This is a genomic window from Pseudomonas sp. A, assembly GCF_056270345.1.
Genome location: NZ_CM149873.1, coordinates 4,118,218 through 4,136,750 on the forward strand (window position 1 = coordinate 4,118,218; position 18,533 = coordinate 4,136,750).

General features: G+C 66.5%; 1 protein-coding gene and 1 pseudogene. Both read right to left on the reverse strand.

What is annotated here, in order from left to right; translation table 11 throughout:
- Positions 1-208: 208 nt before the first annotated feature.
- Entirely contained in the window at positions 209-8,851 is an 8,643-nt protein-coding gene (locus tag AC0MAZ_RS18375) for an amino acid adenylation domain-containing protein (RefSeq protein WP_475858796.1), read from the reverse strand.
- 1 nt (position 8,852) lies between these two features.
- Positions 8,853-18,524, reverse strand: a pseudogene (locus AC0MAZ_RS18380) (amino acid adenylation domain-containing protein); the annotation flags it as partial.
- Positions 18,525-18,533: the final 9 nt, after the last annotated feature.

Here is an 18,533-nt window from a genome sequence, read left to right on the forward strand (position 1 = left end):
CTTTGGCCACGACCAAAGTAACCCGCCGTAAGGGCGGAAAGGTGAATAAGCGTCGACATCGCAAATGAATGCGCCTACAACTTACAAAACCATCCAACAACAATATTTTTCAAATCGCTGACAACTAAGGCACCATAAAAATCACCAGGCACGCAATAAAAATCGGGTAGAACCCAACGCCCCACCCGTTCCTCATCACCCACCAACCTCAAGCCTTACCAGCCAACCGCCCCACCAGCCCATCGACAAACGCCACGGCATTGATAACCCCCTCATGCCCATCAGCGATCACCGTAGAACTGGCCAACCCGTTGACCGAAGCCTGCGCCAGCAACCCCGCCTCCCCCATACGCACCCGCTCCAGGCTACGACTCTCGCTGGCCCACCAGCAATCCACCCGGACCGCCAGCGGCCGCAGGCGAAACGCCTGGCTCAGTTCGACGTTGCGATCAAGGACAGCGAAACCATCAACGATCTCCCGCTGCAGATGCACATCCTCGTGAATGGCCCGCAGCCGCTCGGCACTGACGCCCCCCGCAGCGGCCACCTGCTCGATGACCCACTCGGTCCTGTCGACCCCGGCAGGCAGACGCCCGGCCTCATCGATAAAGCCGACGATACGGGCTTCACCAACACCCGGAGCGAAAGCCAGCAGCCCCCGCAGCAGGCTCTCGTCCGCCCGCGCCACCTGCACCACCTCGACGGGCTCGGCCTCAAGGCCGGACACGTCCTTCGGCAGCAGGGTATCGACCAGGCCGACGAAGCCCACTTCCTGGCCTGCCTGCTCCAGGGCGTGAGCCACCTCCAGCGCCAGGGCGCCGCCCAGGGACCAGCCCAGCAAATGGTAAGGGCCATTGGCCTGGGTACGACGAATCTGCTCGACGTAGTAGCCGACCATCGCCTCCCAGGACTCGTCCACCCAGCCCGGCTCGGCGTAGCACTTGTTGACCAGGCCATACACCGGACGCTCGTCGGCCAGGCGGCTGGCCAGCGGGTAGTAGGCGTAGGCACCGCCACCGCCCGGCGGCAGGCAGAACAGCGCCGGACGCTGCAGTTGGCAACCGTTGAGGTTGATCACCGACGATTTCAGGCGATCCTTGCCGCCACCGATGAAGTTCGCCAGTTCCTCGAAGCTCGCCATCAGCATGAACTCATGCAGGCTGATGTTGGTGGCGAAGGCTTCGCGCACCCGGTTTACCAAAGTGATCACCAGCAGCGAGTGACCGCCCAGTTCGAAGAAGTTGTCGTGCAGACCCACCTGCTCGACCTTCAGCACTTCGCTCCAGATCGCCGCCAGCTGTTGCTCCAGCTCCGTACGTGGCGCCACGTAGCCTTGTTGCAACTGGCTGGCGTCCGGCTTCGGCAGGGCCTTACGGTCCAGTTTGCCGTTGGCGGTCAGCGACCACTGCTCCAGCACCAGAAAATGAGTCGGAACCATGTAGTCCGGGAGGTTAGCTTTCAGGTGCTGTTTCAGCATGTCACGCAACGCTGCGTGGTCTGCATTTTCGTCTTGAGCGATCAGGTAAGCCGCCAGTTGCTTGCCCCCTGCCCCGTCGATATCCAGCACCAGCACTTCGCGTACGGCGGCATGTTCTTGCAGGCGCGCCTCGATTTCGCCCAGTTCGATACGGAAGCCACGGATCTTCACCTGATGGTCGATCCGGCCCACGTATTCGATCACTTCCTGGCCGCGATAACGGGCCAGGTCGCCGGTGCGGTACAGGCGCCCGCCTTCGCTGGAGAACGGATCCGGTACGAAGCGTTCGGCGGTCAGCGAGGCACGGTTGTGGTAACCACGGGCCAGGCCGGCATGGCCGACGTGCAGCTCGCCTGTGCAGCCCTTGGCCACCGGATTGAAGTCGGCATCCAGTACATACATCGACAGGTCCGGGATCGCCGCACCGATCGGGCTACCCGGCTGTTGCGTATCGGCAAAGCCGATTGGCCGATAGGTCACGTGGACCGTGGTCTCGGTGATGCCGTACATGTTGATCAGGTTGTCGCAGTCTTCACCGAAGCGCTCGAACCACGGTTGCAGTGCAGCAACGTCCAAGGCTTCGCCACCGAAGATCACGTAGCGCAGCGAAAGATCGGACTCACTGTCACAGGCCACCCGCATCAGCGGCTTGAACGCCGACGGGGTCTGGTTGAGCACGGTCACGCCCTGCTCCACCAGCAGTTGGTGGAAATCTTCCGGCGAGCGCGTGGTTTCACGCGGCACGATCACCAGGCGACCGCCGTGCAGCAGCGCACCGAAGATCTCCCAAACGGAGAAGTCGAAGGCGTACGAGTGGAACAGCGTCCACACGTCCTGCGGGCCGAAGCCGAACCAGGCATCGGTGGCCTTGAACAGGCGCAGCAGGTTGTGGTGCGGCAGCAAGGTGCCTTTGGGCTTGCCAGTGGAGCCCGAGGTGTAGATCACATAGGCCAGGTTATCCGGCTGGCTCAGGTGCTCGGGATTCTCATCGCTGTAGCCGGCCAGATCATCTTCCAGCTTCAGGCTGCGAACCTGCGCCGGTACGGGCAGATCGACCAGCAGATGGCCTTGCGTCAGCAGCAGTTGAATGCCGCTGTCTTCCATCATGTAGCTCAGGCGGTCCTGCGGATATTCAGGATCCAGCGGCACATAGGCGCCACCCGCCTTGAGGATCGCCAGCAGGCCGACAATCATCTCGAAACCGCGATCCACCGCGATACCCACCAGCACATCCGGCCCCACGCCCTGCTCGCGCAGCTTGTGCGCCAGGCGATTGGCGCGACGGTTGAGCTGGTCGTAGCTCAGCGCCTGCCCGGCGAAGGTCACGGCAACCGCTTCAGGCGTGCGCGCCGCCTGCGCTTCGATCAGCACATGAGCACAGGCTTCGCTCGGGAAACTGGCAATCTCCTGCTCCGCCGCCCCGCTCAAGGCCAGGTCACCCAGCGCCCGCTGCGACGAGTCCGCCAATCCTTCCAGCAGCTCGACGAAGTGCGCCGCCAACTGTTCGACGGCCGATTCGGCATAACTGGCGCGATCAAACTTGAAGCTGGCCAGCAGCTTGTCACCCACCTGTGCCACCAGGGTCAGCGGATAGTTGGTCTGCTCCTGGCTGACCACTTCGCCAAACGCCAGCTCCTGGGGCGCACCGGCTTGAAGCGCCTCGGACACCGGATAGTTCTCGAACACCAGGATATTGTCGAACAGCGCCTCGCCGCTCCAGCCGGCCCAGCGCTGGATCTCGTACAGCGGCGTGTGCTCATGCTCGCGCAAGGCCAGGTTCAGCGCCTGGACCTGCTGCACCCAGTCGCCCACGGTCTGTTCCGGACGCGGGGTGGCGATCACCGGCAGGGTGTTGATGAACAGCCCCAGCTGCTCCTCGACACCCGGCAACTCGGCCGGGCGACCTGCCACGGTGGCGCCGAAGGTCACGCTGGACTGCCCGGTATAGCGCTGCAACAGCAGCAGCCAGGCCGCCTGGACCAGAGTGTTAAGGGTGACCCGCTGTTCCCGGGCAAACTCGCCCAGGCGCTGGGTGCGTTGCGGGTCGAGCAGCACCGGATATTCACCCTGTCCCTGCCCATGAGCCTCGGAGCGGAACGCCTGGGCCAGCCGGGTGGGTTCGTTCAAGCCGGCGGTGCGCTCGCGCCAGAAGCGCTCGCTGACTGTCTGGTCCTGGCGTTGCAGCCACTGGATATAGTCGCGGTAACGGCTGGTCTTGGCCGCAGGCACAACACCGGCGTAACGCTGCAGCACCTCGCCGAACAGCCGCGAGCTGCTCCAGCCATCCAGCAGGATATGGTGGTTGGTCAACACCAGCTGGTAGTGCTGCTCGCCGGTACGGATTACCGCCAGGCGCAGCAGCGGGCCGCAGGCGAGGTCGAAGCCGGCGCGCAGGTCGGCCTCGGCCCAGGCCTGCAACGCCGTCGGCAGGTCGGCCTGGTCGCGCCAGTCCAGCTCCACCAGCGGCAGGCGTGCCTCGCGCAGGACGACCTGCAGCGACTGGTCGTAACCGCTGACAAAGCTGCTGCGCAGTACCTCGTGGCTGTCCAGGGTGGCCTGCCAGGCCGCGACGAAGCGCGGCACATCCAGGCCCTGCACCTCGACCCGCAGCTGGTTGATGTAGTTGCCCGCCGCCTGCTCGTAGAGGCTGTGGAACAGCATGCCCTGCTGCATCGGCGACAACGGGTAGATGTCCTCGATATTGCTCGCGGCCACCGGCAACGCCGCCAGCTGGCGCTGGTCAAGGCGGGCCAGCGGGAAGTCCGACGGCGTCACGCCCGCCACGCCAGCGGTGGTGCAATGGGCGATCAGCAGGCGCAGTTCCTCGGCGTATTCGTCGGCCAGGCGCTGGATCTGTCCGCGCTCGAACACCGCGCTGCTGAAGCTCCAGTCCAGGGCCAGCTCGCCGGCGTAAACCTGGCCATCGATGCTCAGCAGGCTGCCCAGCGGCGCCTCCGGGCTCTGCCCCTGCCCCGCGCCTTCCGGCGCCGGGACGAACAGGCCCTGCTCGCTGTCGAAGCTGCCGTCGAACTGCCCCAGGTAGTTGAACACGATGCTGCCCTGGGCCAGGGCGCCGAGGGCCTGGCGGGCCTGCTCGTCGCCCAGGTAGCGCAGCACGCCGTAGCCGATACCCTTGGCCGGCACCGCGCGCAGCTGCTCCTTGACCGCCATGATCGACGCGCCCATCTCGCTTGCCGGGGTCAGTTTCAATGGATACAGGCTGCTGAACCAACCCACCGTGCGGGTGATGTCGAGGTCGTCGAACAGGTCTTCACGGCCATGGCCTTCCAGGCGGATCAGCGCATGCGCCTCGCCGGTCCAGCGGCGGATGACCCGGGCCAGCGCCGTCAGCAGCAGGTCGTTGACCTGGGTGCGGTAGGCGGCTGGCGCCTCCTGTAGCAGTTGCCGGGTCAGCTCGGCGTTCAGCTGAGTGCGCACCGAGATCTCATGCTTGCGCTGCTGGCCGCCCTCAGGGTTCGCCCCAGGCAGGGCGTCGCTGACACCCTGCAACTGCGCCTGCCAGTAAGCCAGCTCGGCCACCAGCGCGGGGCTGCGGGCATGCTCGCGCAGGTGCTCGGCCCAGGCCTTGAGCGAGCTGCTCTTGGCCGGCAGTACCGGCGTCTTGCCGGCCGCCAGGGCCTGGCAGGCCGCCTGCAGGTCTTCGAGCAGGACGCGCCAGGACACGCCGTCGACCACCAGGTGATGGATCACCACCAGCAGGCGCTGCTGGCCTTCGGGCAGGTCGATCAGCACCACCCGCAGCAGCGGGCCATGCTTCAGGTCCAGGCTGCGCTGGGCCTCGTCGGCCAGTTCCGGCAGGCGCGCCGCATCGTCCAGTTGATGCACCCACAGCAATTGCTGCGCATCGACCGGCGCGAACTGCCCCTGCCACTGCCCCTGCTCCTCGCAAAAACGCAGGCGCAGGGCGTCGTGCTGCGCCACCAGCAGCTTGAGCGCGGGCTGCAGCAACGCCACCGTCAACGGCTGGCGCGGGCTCAGCAGCACCGCCTGGTTCCAGTGGTGACGCTGGGGAATCGCGGTGTCGAAGAAACGCGCCTGGATCGGCAGCAACGGCAGACTGCCGCTGACCTGCTCGACCACCTCGGCCGCCGGTTTCTTCTCGATCAGCTTGGCCACCGCCGCCAGTTGGCCGATGGTCTGCTTCTCGAACAGCTGCTTGGGGCTCAGCTTGATGCCCTGGCGCTTGGCCCGGGCGATGATCTGCAGGCTGAGGATCGAATCGCCGCCCAGCTCGAAGAAGTTATCGGTGCTGCCCACTTGCTCGCGCTTGAGCACTTCGCACCAGATCGCGGCAAGTTTCTCCTCGATTTTGCCCACCGGCGCGGTGTAGCGCTGCCTGGCCACTCCCGGTTTGGGCAGCGCCTTTTTGTCCAGCTTGCCGTTGGCGGTCAGCGGCAGGCGCTCGAGCAACAGCACTTGAGCCGGCACCAGGTACTCCGGCAGGCGCGCCTGCAGGGCCTGGCGCAACGCCTCGGCCTGCAGCTCCACGCCCGCCGCCGGCACGGCCCAGGCCACCAGTTGCAGGCGCGTCGGATCGCTGTCCAGGGGCAGCGCCAGCACCACGGCCTCGCCGACGCCGGGCAGGCCTTGCAGCACCTGACCGACCTCGCCCGGCTCGACCCGGTAGCCGCGGATCTTCACCTGGTCGTCGCCGCGGCCCAGGTACTCCAGCACGCCCTGATCCAGGCGCGCGCGGTCACCGGCACGGTACAGCCGCTCGCCGTTGTGGCCAAAGGGATCGGGGACGAAACGCTCGGCGGTCAGGCCCGGCTGGCCGACATAGCCCTGGGCCAGGCCCTGGCCACCCAGGTACAGCTCGCCGGCCACCCGCTCGGGCAGCGGGTTGAGGTAGGCATCCAGCACCCGCGCCTGGCCGTTATCCAATGGTCGACCCACCGGCACGCTGCGCCAGCCGGGCAGGCGTTCGCCGACTTCGTGGGTGAGGATGCCCACGGTGGTCTCGGTCGGACCGTAGTGGTTGATGATCCGGCAACCGGGCTTCAGGCGCCGGACCTGCTCGATCAGGGCCCAGGAGCTGGCTTCGCCGCCAAGGATCAGCAGCTGTTCGGGCAACACCCGCTCAGGCTGCGCGGCCTGCAGCAGGCCTTGCAGATGACTGGGCACGATCTTCAGCACATCGACCCGGTGCTCGGCCATGTAGCTGGCAAAGCCGTCCGGGTCGAAGCCCTGGTCGTGGCCCAGCAGGTGCAGCAGCCGGCCCGAGGCCAGCGCGCCGAACAGCACGGTGTGACCGAGGTCCGCGGCCACGGTGGAGACCATCGCCAGGCTGGCGCCGGGTTGCAGGTCGAGGCGTTGCAGCACGCCCTGCAGGTAGTTGGCCAGCGCGCCGTGGCTGATCACCACGCCCTTGGGCTGCCCGGTGGAACCCGAGGTGTAGATGATGTAGGCCGCTTGCTGCGGTTCGATGTGTACCGCCGGTGGCTGGTCGCTGCAGTCAGCGTGCTGCGCCGCGTCATAGGCCAACGCCGGGCATACGCCCAGCCCCGCCGCCTGGGCATCGCCCAAGGCATGCACCAGCAACCGCGCGCCACTGGCCTGCAGCAGTTGCTGCAGGCGTTCGGCGGGCTGGCGGCTGTCCAGCGGCAGGTACACCGCACCCAGCTTGAGCACGGCCAGCAGGCTGGTCACCCACTCGATGGAGCGCTCCTGGCACAGCGCCACGGTCATGCCGGGGGCGATGCCCTGCGCCGTCAGATAGTGAGCGAAGCGATTGGCCTGCTGCTCCAGCTCTGTGTAGCTGACCATCCGATCACCCGCGCGCAGCGCCGGCTGCCCGGCACCGACCTGCAAGCCCTGGCGCCACAGGGCGAGGAAGTCCGGCTGCGACCAGTCCCGCAGGTTGGTCTCGACCTGCGCGGCCTGGGTATCGGGATGCTCGAACAGCGCCGCCTCAGGATGCTCCACGAGGGTGCGCAGCACCGCCTGGAACGAAGCAGCGATGCGTTCGATGGTCGCGGCTTCGAACAGGTCGGTGCTGTAGGTGAAGTAGCCTTGCAGGCCGTCGGGGGTTTCGGAGAAGTCGAAGGCCAGGTCGAAGCGGGCATCGCGGCCTTCGACCGAAAAACCGCTGACGCTCAGGCCGCCCAGCGTCTGCCGGGCCTGGGCGGCGGCTTCGCTGTCGGCCAGGTTCTGGTTGATCTTCACCTGGAACAGTGGGTTGTGGCCCAGCGAGCGCTCCGGCGCCAGGGCATCCACCAGGTGCTCGAACGGCAGTTCCTGATGTGACTGCGCTCCACTGACGGCCTGCTTCACCTGTTCCAGCAGGGCCGCGCCGCTCTGACACTCGTCCACCTGCACCCGCAGCACCTGGGTGTTGATGAAGAAGCCGATCAGGCCTTCGACTTCCTTGCGGTTGCGCCCGGCGTTGGGCGCGCCGATGCGGATGTCGGCCTGGCCGCTGTAGCGCGCCAGGGTCACGGCCAGGGCCGCGAGGGTCAGCATGAACACGGTCTGGCCCTGGCTGCGCGCCTGGGCCTTGAGCTTGGCCGACAGCGCCGCCGGCACATCGCTGCGCAGGGTCGCGCCGCGGTAGCTGGGGTGCGCCGGGCGCTCATGATCCAACGGCAGTTCCAGCACCGGGTGCTCATCCCCCAGCTGCTGCTTCCAGTACTGCAACTGGCGCTCACCCTCGCCGGCCTCGAGCCAGGCGCGCTGCCAGATCGCATAGTCGGCGTATTGCACCTCGAGCGGTGGAAGGTCGGCGGCGCGGCCCTGGGACAGCGCCTCGTACAGGTGCACGAACTCCTGCACCATCAGCTCGCCCGACCAGCCGTCGGAGACGATATGGTGCATGCACACCGTCAGCACATGTTCGCTGGGCGCCAGGCGCAGCAACCGGACCCGCAGCAGCGGCCCTTCGAGCAGGTCGAAGGGCGCATCCAGCGCCTCGCGCACCGCGCCGCGCAGGCACTGTTCGAGATCTTCGCCCGGCCCGGCCTGCACCTCGCGCAGCTCCAGGCTCACACCCGACTGCTCAAGGACCTGCTGGTGGAACTCGCCCTCTTCGGAGACGAAGCGCGTGCGCAGGCTCTCGTGGCGCCGCACCAGCGCGTCCAGGGCCTCGGCCAGGGCCTGCTGGTTCAGCGAACCACTCAGGCGCACCGCCATCGGCACGTTGTAGAAGCTGCTCTGCGGCTCCAGCTGCCAGAGGAACAGCATGCGCTGCTGGGCATAGGACAGCGGGATGCGCGGGCTGTCGTGGCGGGTGACGGCGATCGGCAGCAGGCGGAAGCTCTGCCCGGTCTCGCGCATCTTGTCGAGGATCTGCCGACGCTGCTCCAGGGCAAGGCCCACAAAGCGCTTGGCGATACGTTCTGCTGTGCTCTTGTCCATCTCAGACGCCCGCCATTTCATTCATCATTCTTTCGATATCGGACAAGCCGTCCTCGCTCAACGACAGGCCGGTGGAGGCACAGGCCTGGGCAAAATCATTCAATTGCGGTTTCTCGAATAGCAGGCGCAGCGGGATGTCGATCCCCAGGCCCGAGTTGATCTTGGAAATCAGCTGGGCCGCCAGCAGCGAATGCCCGCCCAGCTCGAAGAAGTCATCCATCAGGCCCACCCGCTCGACCTCCAGCACCTCGGCCCAGAGCGCCGCCAGCTGCTGTTCCAGCTCGCTGACCGGGGCCACGTAGGCCGACTGCGCCTGACGGGTATCGGGGGCCGGCAGCGCCTTGCGGTCGAGCTTGCCGTTGGGCAGCAGCGGCATGCGCTCGAGCAGCACCAGGTACATCGGCACCATGTAGTCCGGCAGGCTGGCACCCAGGTGCGCCTTCAGTTCGGCGCGCAGGCCAGCGTCCTCCTCGGGCATCGCGTCGGGCACCAGGTAGGCGGCCAGCTGCTTGCCGCCCGGGCCATCGATATCGACCACCAGCACCTCGCGCACTGCCGGGTGCTCGCGCAGACGTGCCTCGATCTCGCCCAGTTCGATACGGAAGCCGCGGATCTTCACCTGATGGTCGATGCGCCCGGCATACTCGACCACACCCTGCTCGCGGTAGCGCGCCAGGTCGCCGGTACGGTATAGACGCCCACCCGGTGTGCTGGCGAACGGATCGGGGATGAAGCGCTCGGCAGTCAACCCCGGGCGGTTGTGATAGCCGCGGGCAAGCAATTCGCCACCGACCAGCAGTTCGCCGATGGCCCCAGGCAGGGCCAGGTCACCGTCGGCGTCCACCAGGTGGATCGAGCGGCCGGCCAGGGCCTTGCCGATCGGGATCTGCACCGGCAGGGGCTGCTCGCCGGTGACATAGGCGCTGCAGTCATGGCTCATGACACTGACGGTGGCCTCGGTCGGCCCGTAGGTGTTGAGCAGACGCACATGGCCAAGCCCGGCCTGTTGCCAGGCCAGCACCGCATCGGCGGCCATGGCCTCGCCGCCCATGTGGATGCGCCGCAGCTGGCCGTAGTCCCGCGGGCCCTTGGCCGCGAAGTCCTTGGCCAGCAGGTGCCAGTAGGCGGTCGGCAGGTCGGCGAAGGTGATGCCGTGGGTCACCACTTCGCGGTAGAAGGTCTCGCTGTCCCACAGCGTCGGGCCACGCACCACCACGCTGGCGCCGCAGATCAGCGCCGGGTACAGCTGCTCGACGAAGGCGTCGAAGTTGAAGGTGGAGAACTGCAGCACCCGGTCGGCCGCCGACAGCCCGCAGAAGCCCTTGGCGACATGGGCGTGCCGGCTCAGGGCCGCGGCGCTGATGCCCACGCCCTTGGGGCGGCCGGTGGAGCCGGAGGTGTACATGATGTACGCCAGGTTGTCGGGGTCGCCCAGTTCAGGCAGCGCATGGTTTGGCCAGGCGTCGAGGGGTTCGCTGTCCAGGCACAGGCAGCGCACCTGCGGCGCCACCGCCAGGCCTTGCAACTGCGTGCTGTGGCCAAGCAGCAGGACGATGCCGCTGTCATCCATCATGTAGGCCAGGCGCTCGTGCGGGTAGTCGGGGTCCAGCGGCACATAGGCGCCGCCGGCCTTGAGCACCGCCAGTAGACCGACCACCATGTCCAGGCTGCGCGGCAGGGCGATGCCCACGCGCACGTCCGGGCCGATGCCTTCCTGGCGCAAGCGGTGGGCCAGCTGGTTGGCGCGCTGGTCCAGGGCCTGGTAGCTGAGCTGCTGCCCTTCGCAGATCAGCGCCGTGGCCTGCGGCGTGCGCGCGGCCTGGTCGGCGATCAGCTGCTGCACGGTGCGCTGGTCGGGGTAGACCGCCTCGTGCCGGCTCCATTGCTCAAGGATGGTCTGGCGCTGCGCCGCGTCCAGCAGCGGCAGCTCGACGATGCGCTGGGCCGGCTGGGTGCTGACCGCCTGCAACAGGTTGAGCCAAAGCGCGGCCATGCGCTCGATGGTGGCGTGCTCGAACAGGTCGCTGACGTAAGTCAGGGTCGCACCCAGGCCATCCTCGCTTTCGAAGGTGTCCAGGGCCAGGTCCAGATGCGCCGTGGGGTTGCCCCAGCTCAGGCCTTCGATGCTCAAGCCCGGCAACTCGCGGGCCTGGTCCGGGCGCTGGGCCTGGTGGTTGAACATCACCTGGAACAGCGGGTTGTGGCTCAGGCTGCGCTCTGGCTGCAGCGCCTCGACCAGTTGCTCGAACGGCAGGTCCTGGTGGGCCTGGGCCTGCAGCGCGGTGTGCTTGACCTGCTGCAGCAGCTCGCTGAAGGTCGTGTGCAGCTCGAACTGCGCCTTGAGCACCTGGGTGTTGACGAAGAAGCCGATCAGCCCCTCGGTCTCGGCCCGGGTGCGGTTGGCGATCGGCACGCCGACGCGGATGTCGGCCTGCCCGGTCTGGCGGTGCAGCAGGCTCTGGAACGAGGCCAGCAGCAGCATGAACAGCGTCACCCCTTGCTGGCGCGCCTGGGCCTTCAGGGCCTGGACCAGCGGCGCCGGTACCTCGATGGCGAGGCTGCGTCCGGCGTGGCTCTGCACGGTGGGACGCGGGTGATCGGTGGGCAGTTGCAACACATAGTGCTCGCCGCCCAGCTGGGCCAGCCAGTAATCGAGCTGGCGGGCCTGCTCGCCGGCCGCCATCCATTGGCGCTGCCAGGCGGCATAGTCGGCGTACTGCACGGCCAGGGCCGGCAGCTCGGGTTGGCGGCCCTGGCTCAAGGCCAGGTAGGCGCTCACCACCTCATCGACCATGATCGGCATCGACCAGCCATCGGCGACGATATGGTGCAGGGTCAGCACCAGCACATGCTCGTCCTCGGCCAGGCGCAGCAGGCGCACCCGCAGTAGCGGCCCCTGGGTCAGGTCGAAGGGGCGCTGGATCTCGCGGGCCACGCGTTCGCGGACCGCCTCGGTGGAGGTGTCCTGCAGCGACTCCATCACCAGGGTGAAGGTCGCGGGCGCCTGGATATGCTGCCGCGCCTCGCCACCGAGCTGCTCGAAGATGGTACGCAGACTCTCATGCCGCGCGACCAGGGCTTCGAAGGCCTGGCGCAGCGCCTCCAGGTTGATCCGGCCCTTCAGTTGCAGGGCTGCGGGGATATGGTAGGCGGCGCTTTCAGGCTCCAGCTGCCAGAGGAACCACTGGCGTTGCTGGGCGTAGGACAGCCGCAGCGGTTGGTTGCGATCCACAATCGTGAATGCCGGCGCCTGGCTGGCCGAACCCTGGCCGGCAGCCTGGGCGAAAGCCTGCAGGTCGGCGGACTCGAACAGGCTGCGCAGCGGGACTTCCAGGTCCAAGCGCTGGCGGATGCGCGAGGTTACCTGGGTGGCCAGCAGCGAGTGACCGCCGAGTTCGAAGAAGTTGTCGAGCAGGCCGACCTGCTCGACCTTCAGCACTTCGCTCCAGATTGCCGCCAGTTGCTGCTCCAGGTCCGTACGCGGGGCCACGTAGCCTTGTTGCAGTTGGCTGGCGTCCGGCTTGGGCAGGGCCTTGCGGTCCAGCTTGCCGTTGGCGGTCAGCGGCCACTGGTCCAGCACCAGGAAGTGCGTCGGAACCATGTAGTCCGGCAGGTTGGTTTTCAGGTGCTGCTTCAGCGTGTCACGCAGCGTTGCGTGATCGGCGGATGGATCCTGAGCGATCAGATAGGCAGCCAGTTGCTTGCCCCCTGCCCCGTCGATATCCAGCACCAGCACTTCGCGTACGGCGGCATGTTCTTGCAGGCGCGCCTCGATTTCGCCCAGTTCGATACGGAAGCCACGGATCTTCACCTGATGGTCGATCCGGCCCACGTATTCGATCACTTCCTGGCCGCGATAACGGGCCAGGTCGCCGGTGCGGTACAGACGTCCGCCTTCACTGGAGAACGGATCCGGCACGAAGCGTTCGGCAGTCAGCGAAGCGCGGTTGTGGTAACCACGGGCCAGACCGGCATGGCCGACGTGCAGCTCACCCGTGCAACCCTTGGCCACCGGATTGAAATCGGCATCCAGTACATACATCGACAGGTCCGGGATCGCCGCACCGATCGGGCTACCCGGCTGTTGCGTATCAGCAAAGCGGATCGGCCGGTAGGTCACGTGGACCGTGGTCTCGGTGATACCGTACATGTTGATCAGGTTGTCGCAGTCCTCGCCGAAACGCTCGAACCACGGTTGCAGTGCAGCAACGTCCAAAGCCTCGCCACCGAAGATCACGTAGCGCAGTGCCAGATCATCAGCGCTGTCACAGGCCACTCGCATCAGCGGCTTGAACGCCGACGGGGTCTGGTTGAGCACGGTCACGCCCTGCTCCACCAGCAGTTGGTGGAAGTCTTCCGGCGAACGCGTGGTTTCACGCGGCACGATCACCAGGCGACCGCCGTGCAGCAGCGCACCGAAGATCTCCCACACCGAGAAGTCGAAGGCGTACGAGTGGAACAGCGTCCACACATCCTGCGGGCCGAAGCCGAACCAGGCATCGGTGGCCTTGAACAGGCGCAGCAGGTTGTGGTGCGGCAGCAGCGTGCCTTTCGGCTTGCCGGTGGAGCCCGAGGTGTAGATGACGTAGGCCAGGTTATCCGGCTGAGTCAGGTGCGCAGGGTTCTCATCGCTGTAGCCAGCCAGATCGTCTTCCAGCTTCAGGCTGCGGACCTGCGCCGGCACAGGCAAATCAGCCAGCAAGTGACCTTGCGTCAGCAGCAGTTGAATACCGCTGTCTTCCATCATGTAGCTCAGGCGATCCTGCGGGTACTCCGGATCCAGCGGCACATAGGCGCCCCCGGCCTTGAGAATCGCCAGCAGGCCGACGATCATCTCGAAGCCGCGCTCCACGGCGATGCCCACCAGCACATCCGGCCCCACGCCCTGCTCGCGCAGCTTGTGGGCCAGGCGGTTGGCGCGGCGGTTGAGCTGGTCGTAGCTCAGCGCCTGCCCGGCGAAGGCCACGGCAATCGCCTCAGGCGTACGTGCCGCCTGCGCCTCGATCAGCACATGAGCGCACTCGGCGCTTGGATAACGCTGCACATCCGCTTGCAGCTCGACCAGCTCTGCCGCATCGAGCAACGGCAACTGCGCCACGCGCTGGCCGCTGTCCTGGCAGATGCCCTGCAGCAGGTTGCGCCAGTACCCACCCAGACGCTCGGCCGTGGCCGGGTCGAACAACGCGGTGGCATAGCTCAGGATGGCGCTCAGCCCGGCGCCATGCTCGACCGTGTTGAGCACCAGGTCGAACTGGGCGGTGCGCTCTTCCCAGTCCAGCCCCTCGATCCGAAGCCCGGCCAGCTCCTGGGCCATGCCGGAATTTTCCGCCTTGTGGTTGAACAACACCTGGAACAGCGGGCTGTGGCTCATGCTGCGCTCGGGCTGCAGCGCCTCGACCAGTTGTTCGAACGGCAGGTCCTGGTGCGCCTGAGCCTGCACGGCGGTCTGGCGGACCTGTTGCAGCAGCTCGGCGAAAGTGGTGCGCAGGTCAAAGCGTGCGTCGAGCACCTGGGTGTTGACGAAGAAGCCAATCAGGCCCTCGGTCTCGGCCCGGTTGCGGTTGGCCACCGGCACGCCGACGCGCACCTGCGATTGACCACTGAGACGGTGCAGCAGTGTCTGGAACGAGGCCAGCAGCAGCATGAACAGGGTCACGCCCTGTTGCCGTGCGGTAGCCTTGAGGGCCTCGACCAGCTCGCGCTCCAGACGGATGTCCAGGCGGGCGCCGGCGTGGTTCTGCTGCAGGGGCCGCGGACGGTCGGTCGGCAGCTCCAGCAACGGTTGCTCATCACCCAACTGTCGGCGCCAGTAGTCGAGCTGGCGAGCCTGCTCGCCGGCTTCCATCCACTGGCGCTGCCAGGCCGCATAGTCGGCGTACTGGAACGCCAGGGCCGGCAGTTGCGGGGTAATGCCCTGACAATGAGCGGCATACAGGCGCACCACTTCATCGACCATGACCGGCATCGACCAGCCGTCGGCGACGATATGGTGCAGGGTCAGCACCAGCACATGCTCGTCGGCGGCCAGGCGCAGCAGGCGGGCGCGCAGCAGCGGGCCGTGCTCCAGGTCGAATGGCTGGGCGGTTTCCTCGACGATACGTGCCTGCAGGGCTTCAGCGCTGACCGTTTCGACAACCAGGTCGAAGTCGCTGGCCAGGTGGATGCGCTGCCAGGCTTGGTCGCCTTCCTGATGGAAGGTGGTGCGCAGGGTTTCATGACGAGCAATCAGCGCGGCGAAGCTGCTGCGCAGGGCCTCGATGTTCAGCTCGCCCTTCAGGCGCAGGGCCGAAGGGATGTTGTAGGCGGCGCTGTCCGGCTCCAACTGCCAGAGGAACCACTGGCGTTGCTGGGCGTAGGACAGCGGCAGCGGCTGGCTGCGGTCCACGACAGTAAACGCCGGCGCCTGGCTGGCCGAACCTTGGCCTGCGGCCTGGGCAAAGGCCTGCAGGTCGGCGGACTCGAACAGGCTGCGCAGCGGGACTTCCAGCTCCAAGCGCTGGCGGATCCGCGAGGTCACTTGGGTGGCCAGCAACGAATGGCCGCCGAGTTCGAAGAAGTTGTCGTGCAGGCCGACCTGCTCGACCTTCAGCACTTCGCTCCAGATCGCGGCCAGTTGTTGCTCCAGCTCCGTACGTGGGGCCACGTAGCCTTGTTTCAGCTGGCTGGCGTCCGGTTTCGGCAGGGCCTTGCGGTCCAGCTTGCCGTTAGCGGTCAGCGGCCACTGTTCCAGCACCAGGAAATGAGTCGGAACCATGTAGTCCGGGAGATTGGCTTTCAGGTGCTGTTTCAGCATGTCACGCAACGCTGCGTGGTCTGCATTTTCGTCTTGAGCGATCAGGTAAGCCGCCAGTTGCTTGCCCCCTGCCCCGTCGATATCCAGCACCAGCACTTCGCGTACGGCGGCATGTTCTTGCAGGCGCGCCTCGATTTCGCCCAGTTCGATACGGAAGCCACGGATCTTCACCTGATGGTCGATCCGGCCCACGTATTCGATCACTTCCTGGCCGCGATAACGGGCCAGGTCGCCGGTGCGGTACAGGCGCCCGCCTTCGCTGGAGAACGGATCCGGTACGAAGCGTTCGGCGGTCAGCGAGGCACGGTTGTGGTAACCACGGGCCAGGCCGGCGTGGCCGACGTGCAGCTCACCCGTGCAACCCTTGGCCACCGGATTGAAGTCGGCATCCAGCACGTACATCGACAGGTCCGGGATCGCCGCACCGATCGGGCTGCCCGACTGCTGGGTGTCGGCGAAGCGAATCGGCCGGTAGGTCACATGGACCGTGGTCTCGGTGATGCCGTACATGTTGATCAGGCTGTCGCAGTCCTCGCCGAAACGCTCGAACCACGGTTGCAACGCCGCCACATCCAGGGCTTCGCCGCCGAAAATCACGTAACGCAGCGCCAGATCGGCAGAGCTGTCACAAGCCACCCGCATCAGCGGTTTGAACGCCGACGGGGTCTGGTTGAGCACGGTCACGCCCTGCTCCACCAGCAACTGGTGGAAGTCTTCAGGCGAACGCGTGGTTTCACGCGGCACGATCACCAAACGACCACCATGCAGCAGCGCGCCGAAGATCTCCCACACGGAGAAGTCGAAGGCGTAGGAGTGGAACAGCGTCCATACATCCTGCGGACCGAAGCCGAACCAGGCATCGGTCGCCTTGAACAGGCGCAGCAGGTTGTGGTGCGGCAGCAGCGTGCCTTTCGGCTTGCCGGTCGAGCCCGAGGTGTAGATGACGTAGGCCAGATTGTCCGGCTGAGTCAGGTGCGCAGGGTTCTCATCGCTGTAGCCAGCCAGATCGTCTTCCAGCTTCAGGCTGCGGACCTGCGTCGGCACGGGCAGATTCGCCAGCAGGTGACCTTGCGTCAGCAACAGTTGAATACCGCTGTCTTCCATCATGTAGCTCAGGCGGTCCTGCGGGTATTCCGGATCCAGCGGCACATAGGCGCCACCCGCCTTGAGGATCGCCAGCAGGCCGACGATCATCTCGAACCCGCGCTCCACGGCGATGCCCACCAGCACATCCGGCCCCACGCCCTGCTCACGCAGCTTGTGCGCCAGGCGGTTGGCACGGCGGTTGAGCTGGTCGTAGCTCAGCGCCTGCCCGGCGAAGGTCACGGCGACCGCCTCAGGCGTACGTGCCGCCTGCGCCTCGATCAGCTCATGGGCACAAGCCGTGCCTGGATATTGCTGCACATCAGCTTTCCACTCGCCCTGCTCTGCCACATCGAGCAACGGCAACTGCGCCACACGCTGCGCGTGGTCCTGGCAAATGCCCTGCAACAGGTTGCGCCAATGCCGGCCGATGCGCTCGACCGTGGCCGGGTCGAACAGCGAGGTGGCGTAGGTCAGTGCCGCGATCAGCCCGCCGTCGTGTTCGGCGGTGTTGAGGATCAGGTCGAACTGGGTGGTCTGCCCTTCCCAGCTCAAGCCCTCGACCTGCAGCTCGCCGAGCTGACGGGCCATGCCCGGGCTTTCGGCCTGGTGGTTGAACAGCACCTGGAACAGCGGGTTGTGGCTCATGCTGCGCTCGGGCTGCAGCGCCTCGACCAGTTGCTCGAACGGCAGGTCCTGATGCGCCTGGGCCTGCAGCGCGGCCTCGCGGACCTGCTGCAGCAACACGGTGAAGGTGGTCTGCGGCGCGAACTCGGCCTTGAGCACCTGGGTGTTGACGAAGAAGCCGATCAGCCCCTGGGTTTCGGCCCGGGCACGGTTGGCCACCGGCACGCCGACACGGATATCGGCCTGGCCGCTGTAGCGGTGCAGCAGCGTCTGGAACGACGCCAGCAACAGCATGAACAGGGTCACCCCCTGCTGACGCGCCAAGGCCTTGAGCGCCTGGGCCAGGGAGGCATCGATATCGATGGCCAGCCGCGCGCCGTGGAAGTTCTGCACCGACGGCCGCGGACGGTCGACGGGCAGCTCCAGCAGCGGCTGCTCGCCGGCCAGCTGCTGGCGCCAGTAGCCGAGCTGACGCTCCTGCTCGCCCGCCTCCATCCAGTCGCGCTGCCACAACGCGTAGTCGGCGTACTGGATCGGCAGCTCAGCCAGGGTAACCGGCGAGCCCTGGCGCAAGCCTTGGTAAAGACGGATCAGCTCGTCCACCAGGATCGGCGTGGACCAGCCATCGGAGACGATATGGTGCACGGTGAGAATCAGCACATGCTCATCAGGCCCCAGCACCAGCAGCCTGACCCGCAGCAGTGGGCCCTGTTGCAGGTCGAAGGGTTGCTGCACCTCGGCCTCCACCCGTGCACGGATGGCCGCTTCCAGATTTGCCGGATCGGCAACCGCGAACGGCTCAACCGCCAATGCCAGCGGCAAGGGCGGATGGACGACCTGCACCGCGCCGTCACCCTCCTGGCGGAAGGTGGTGCGCAGGGTCTCGTGGCGCGCCACCAGGCTGTCGAAGCTGCGCTGCAACGCCTCGATATCCAGCGCGCCCTTGAGCCGCAGCGCCGCCGGAATGTTGTAGGCGGCGCTGTGCGGATCGAGCTGCCAGAGGAACCACTGGCGCTGCTGTGCGTATGAAAGCGCTGCCCCGTCCGCAGATTCCCTTCTGAAGATCGGGGTGACCCCGTAGAGGTTGACACCCTGGCGCTTGAGCAAGGCTGCCAATGCCTTGCGCTCCCTGGTGGACAGCGACTTTACGGAGTCGAGCAGCTCTTGCACTTTGAATGT

What these genes read in the sequence shown, in the direction of transcription:
- AC0MAZ_RS18375 (WP_475858796.1), bottom strand. Translation starts at nt 8,851, where the DNA reads ATGGACAAGAGCACAGCAGAACGTATCGCCAAGCGCTTTGTGGGCCTT.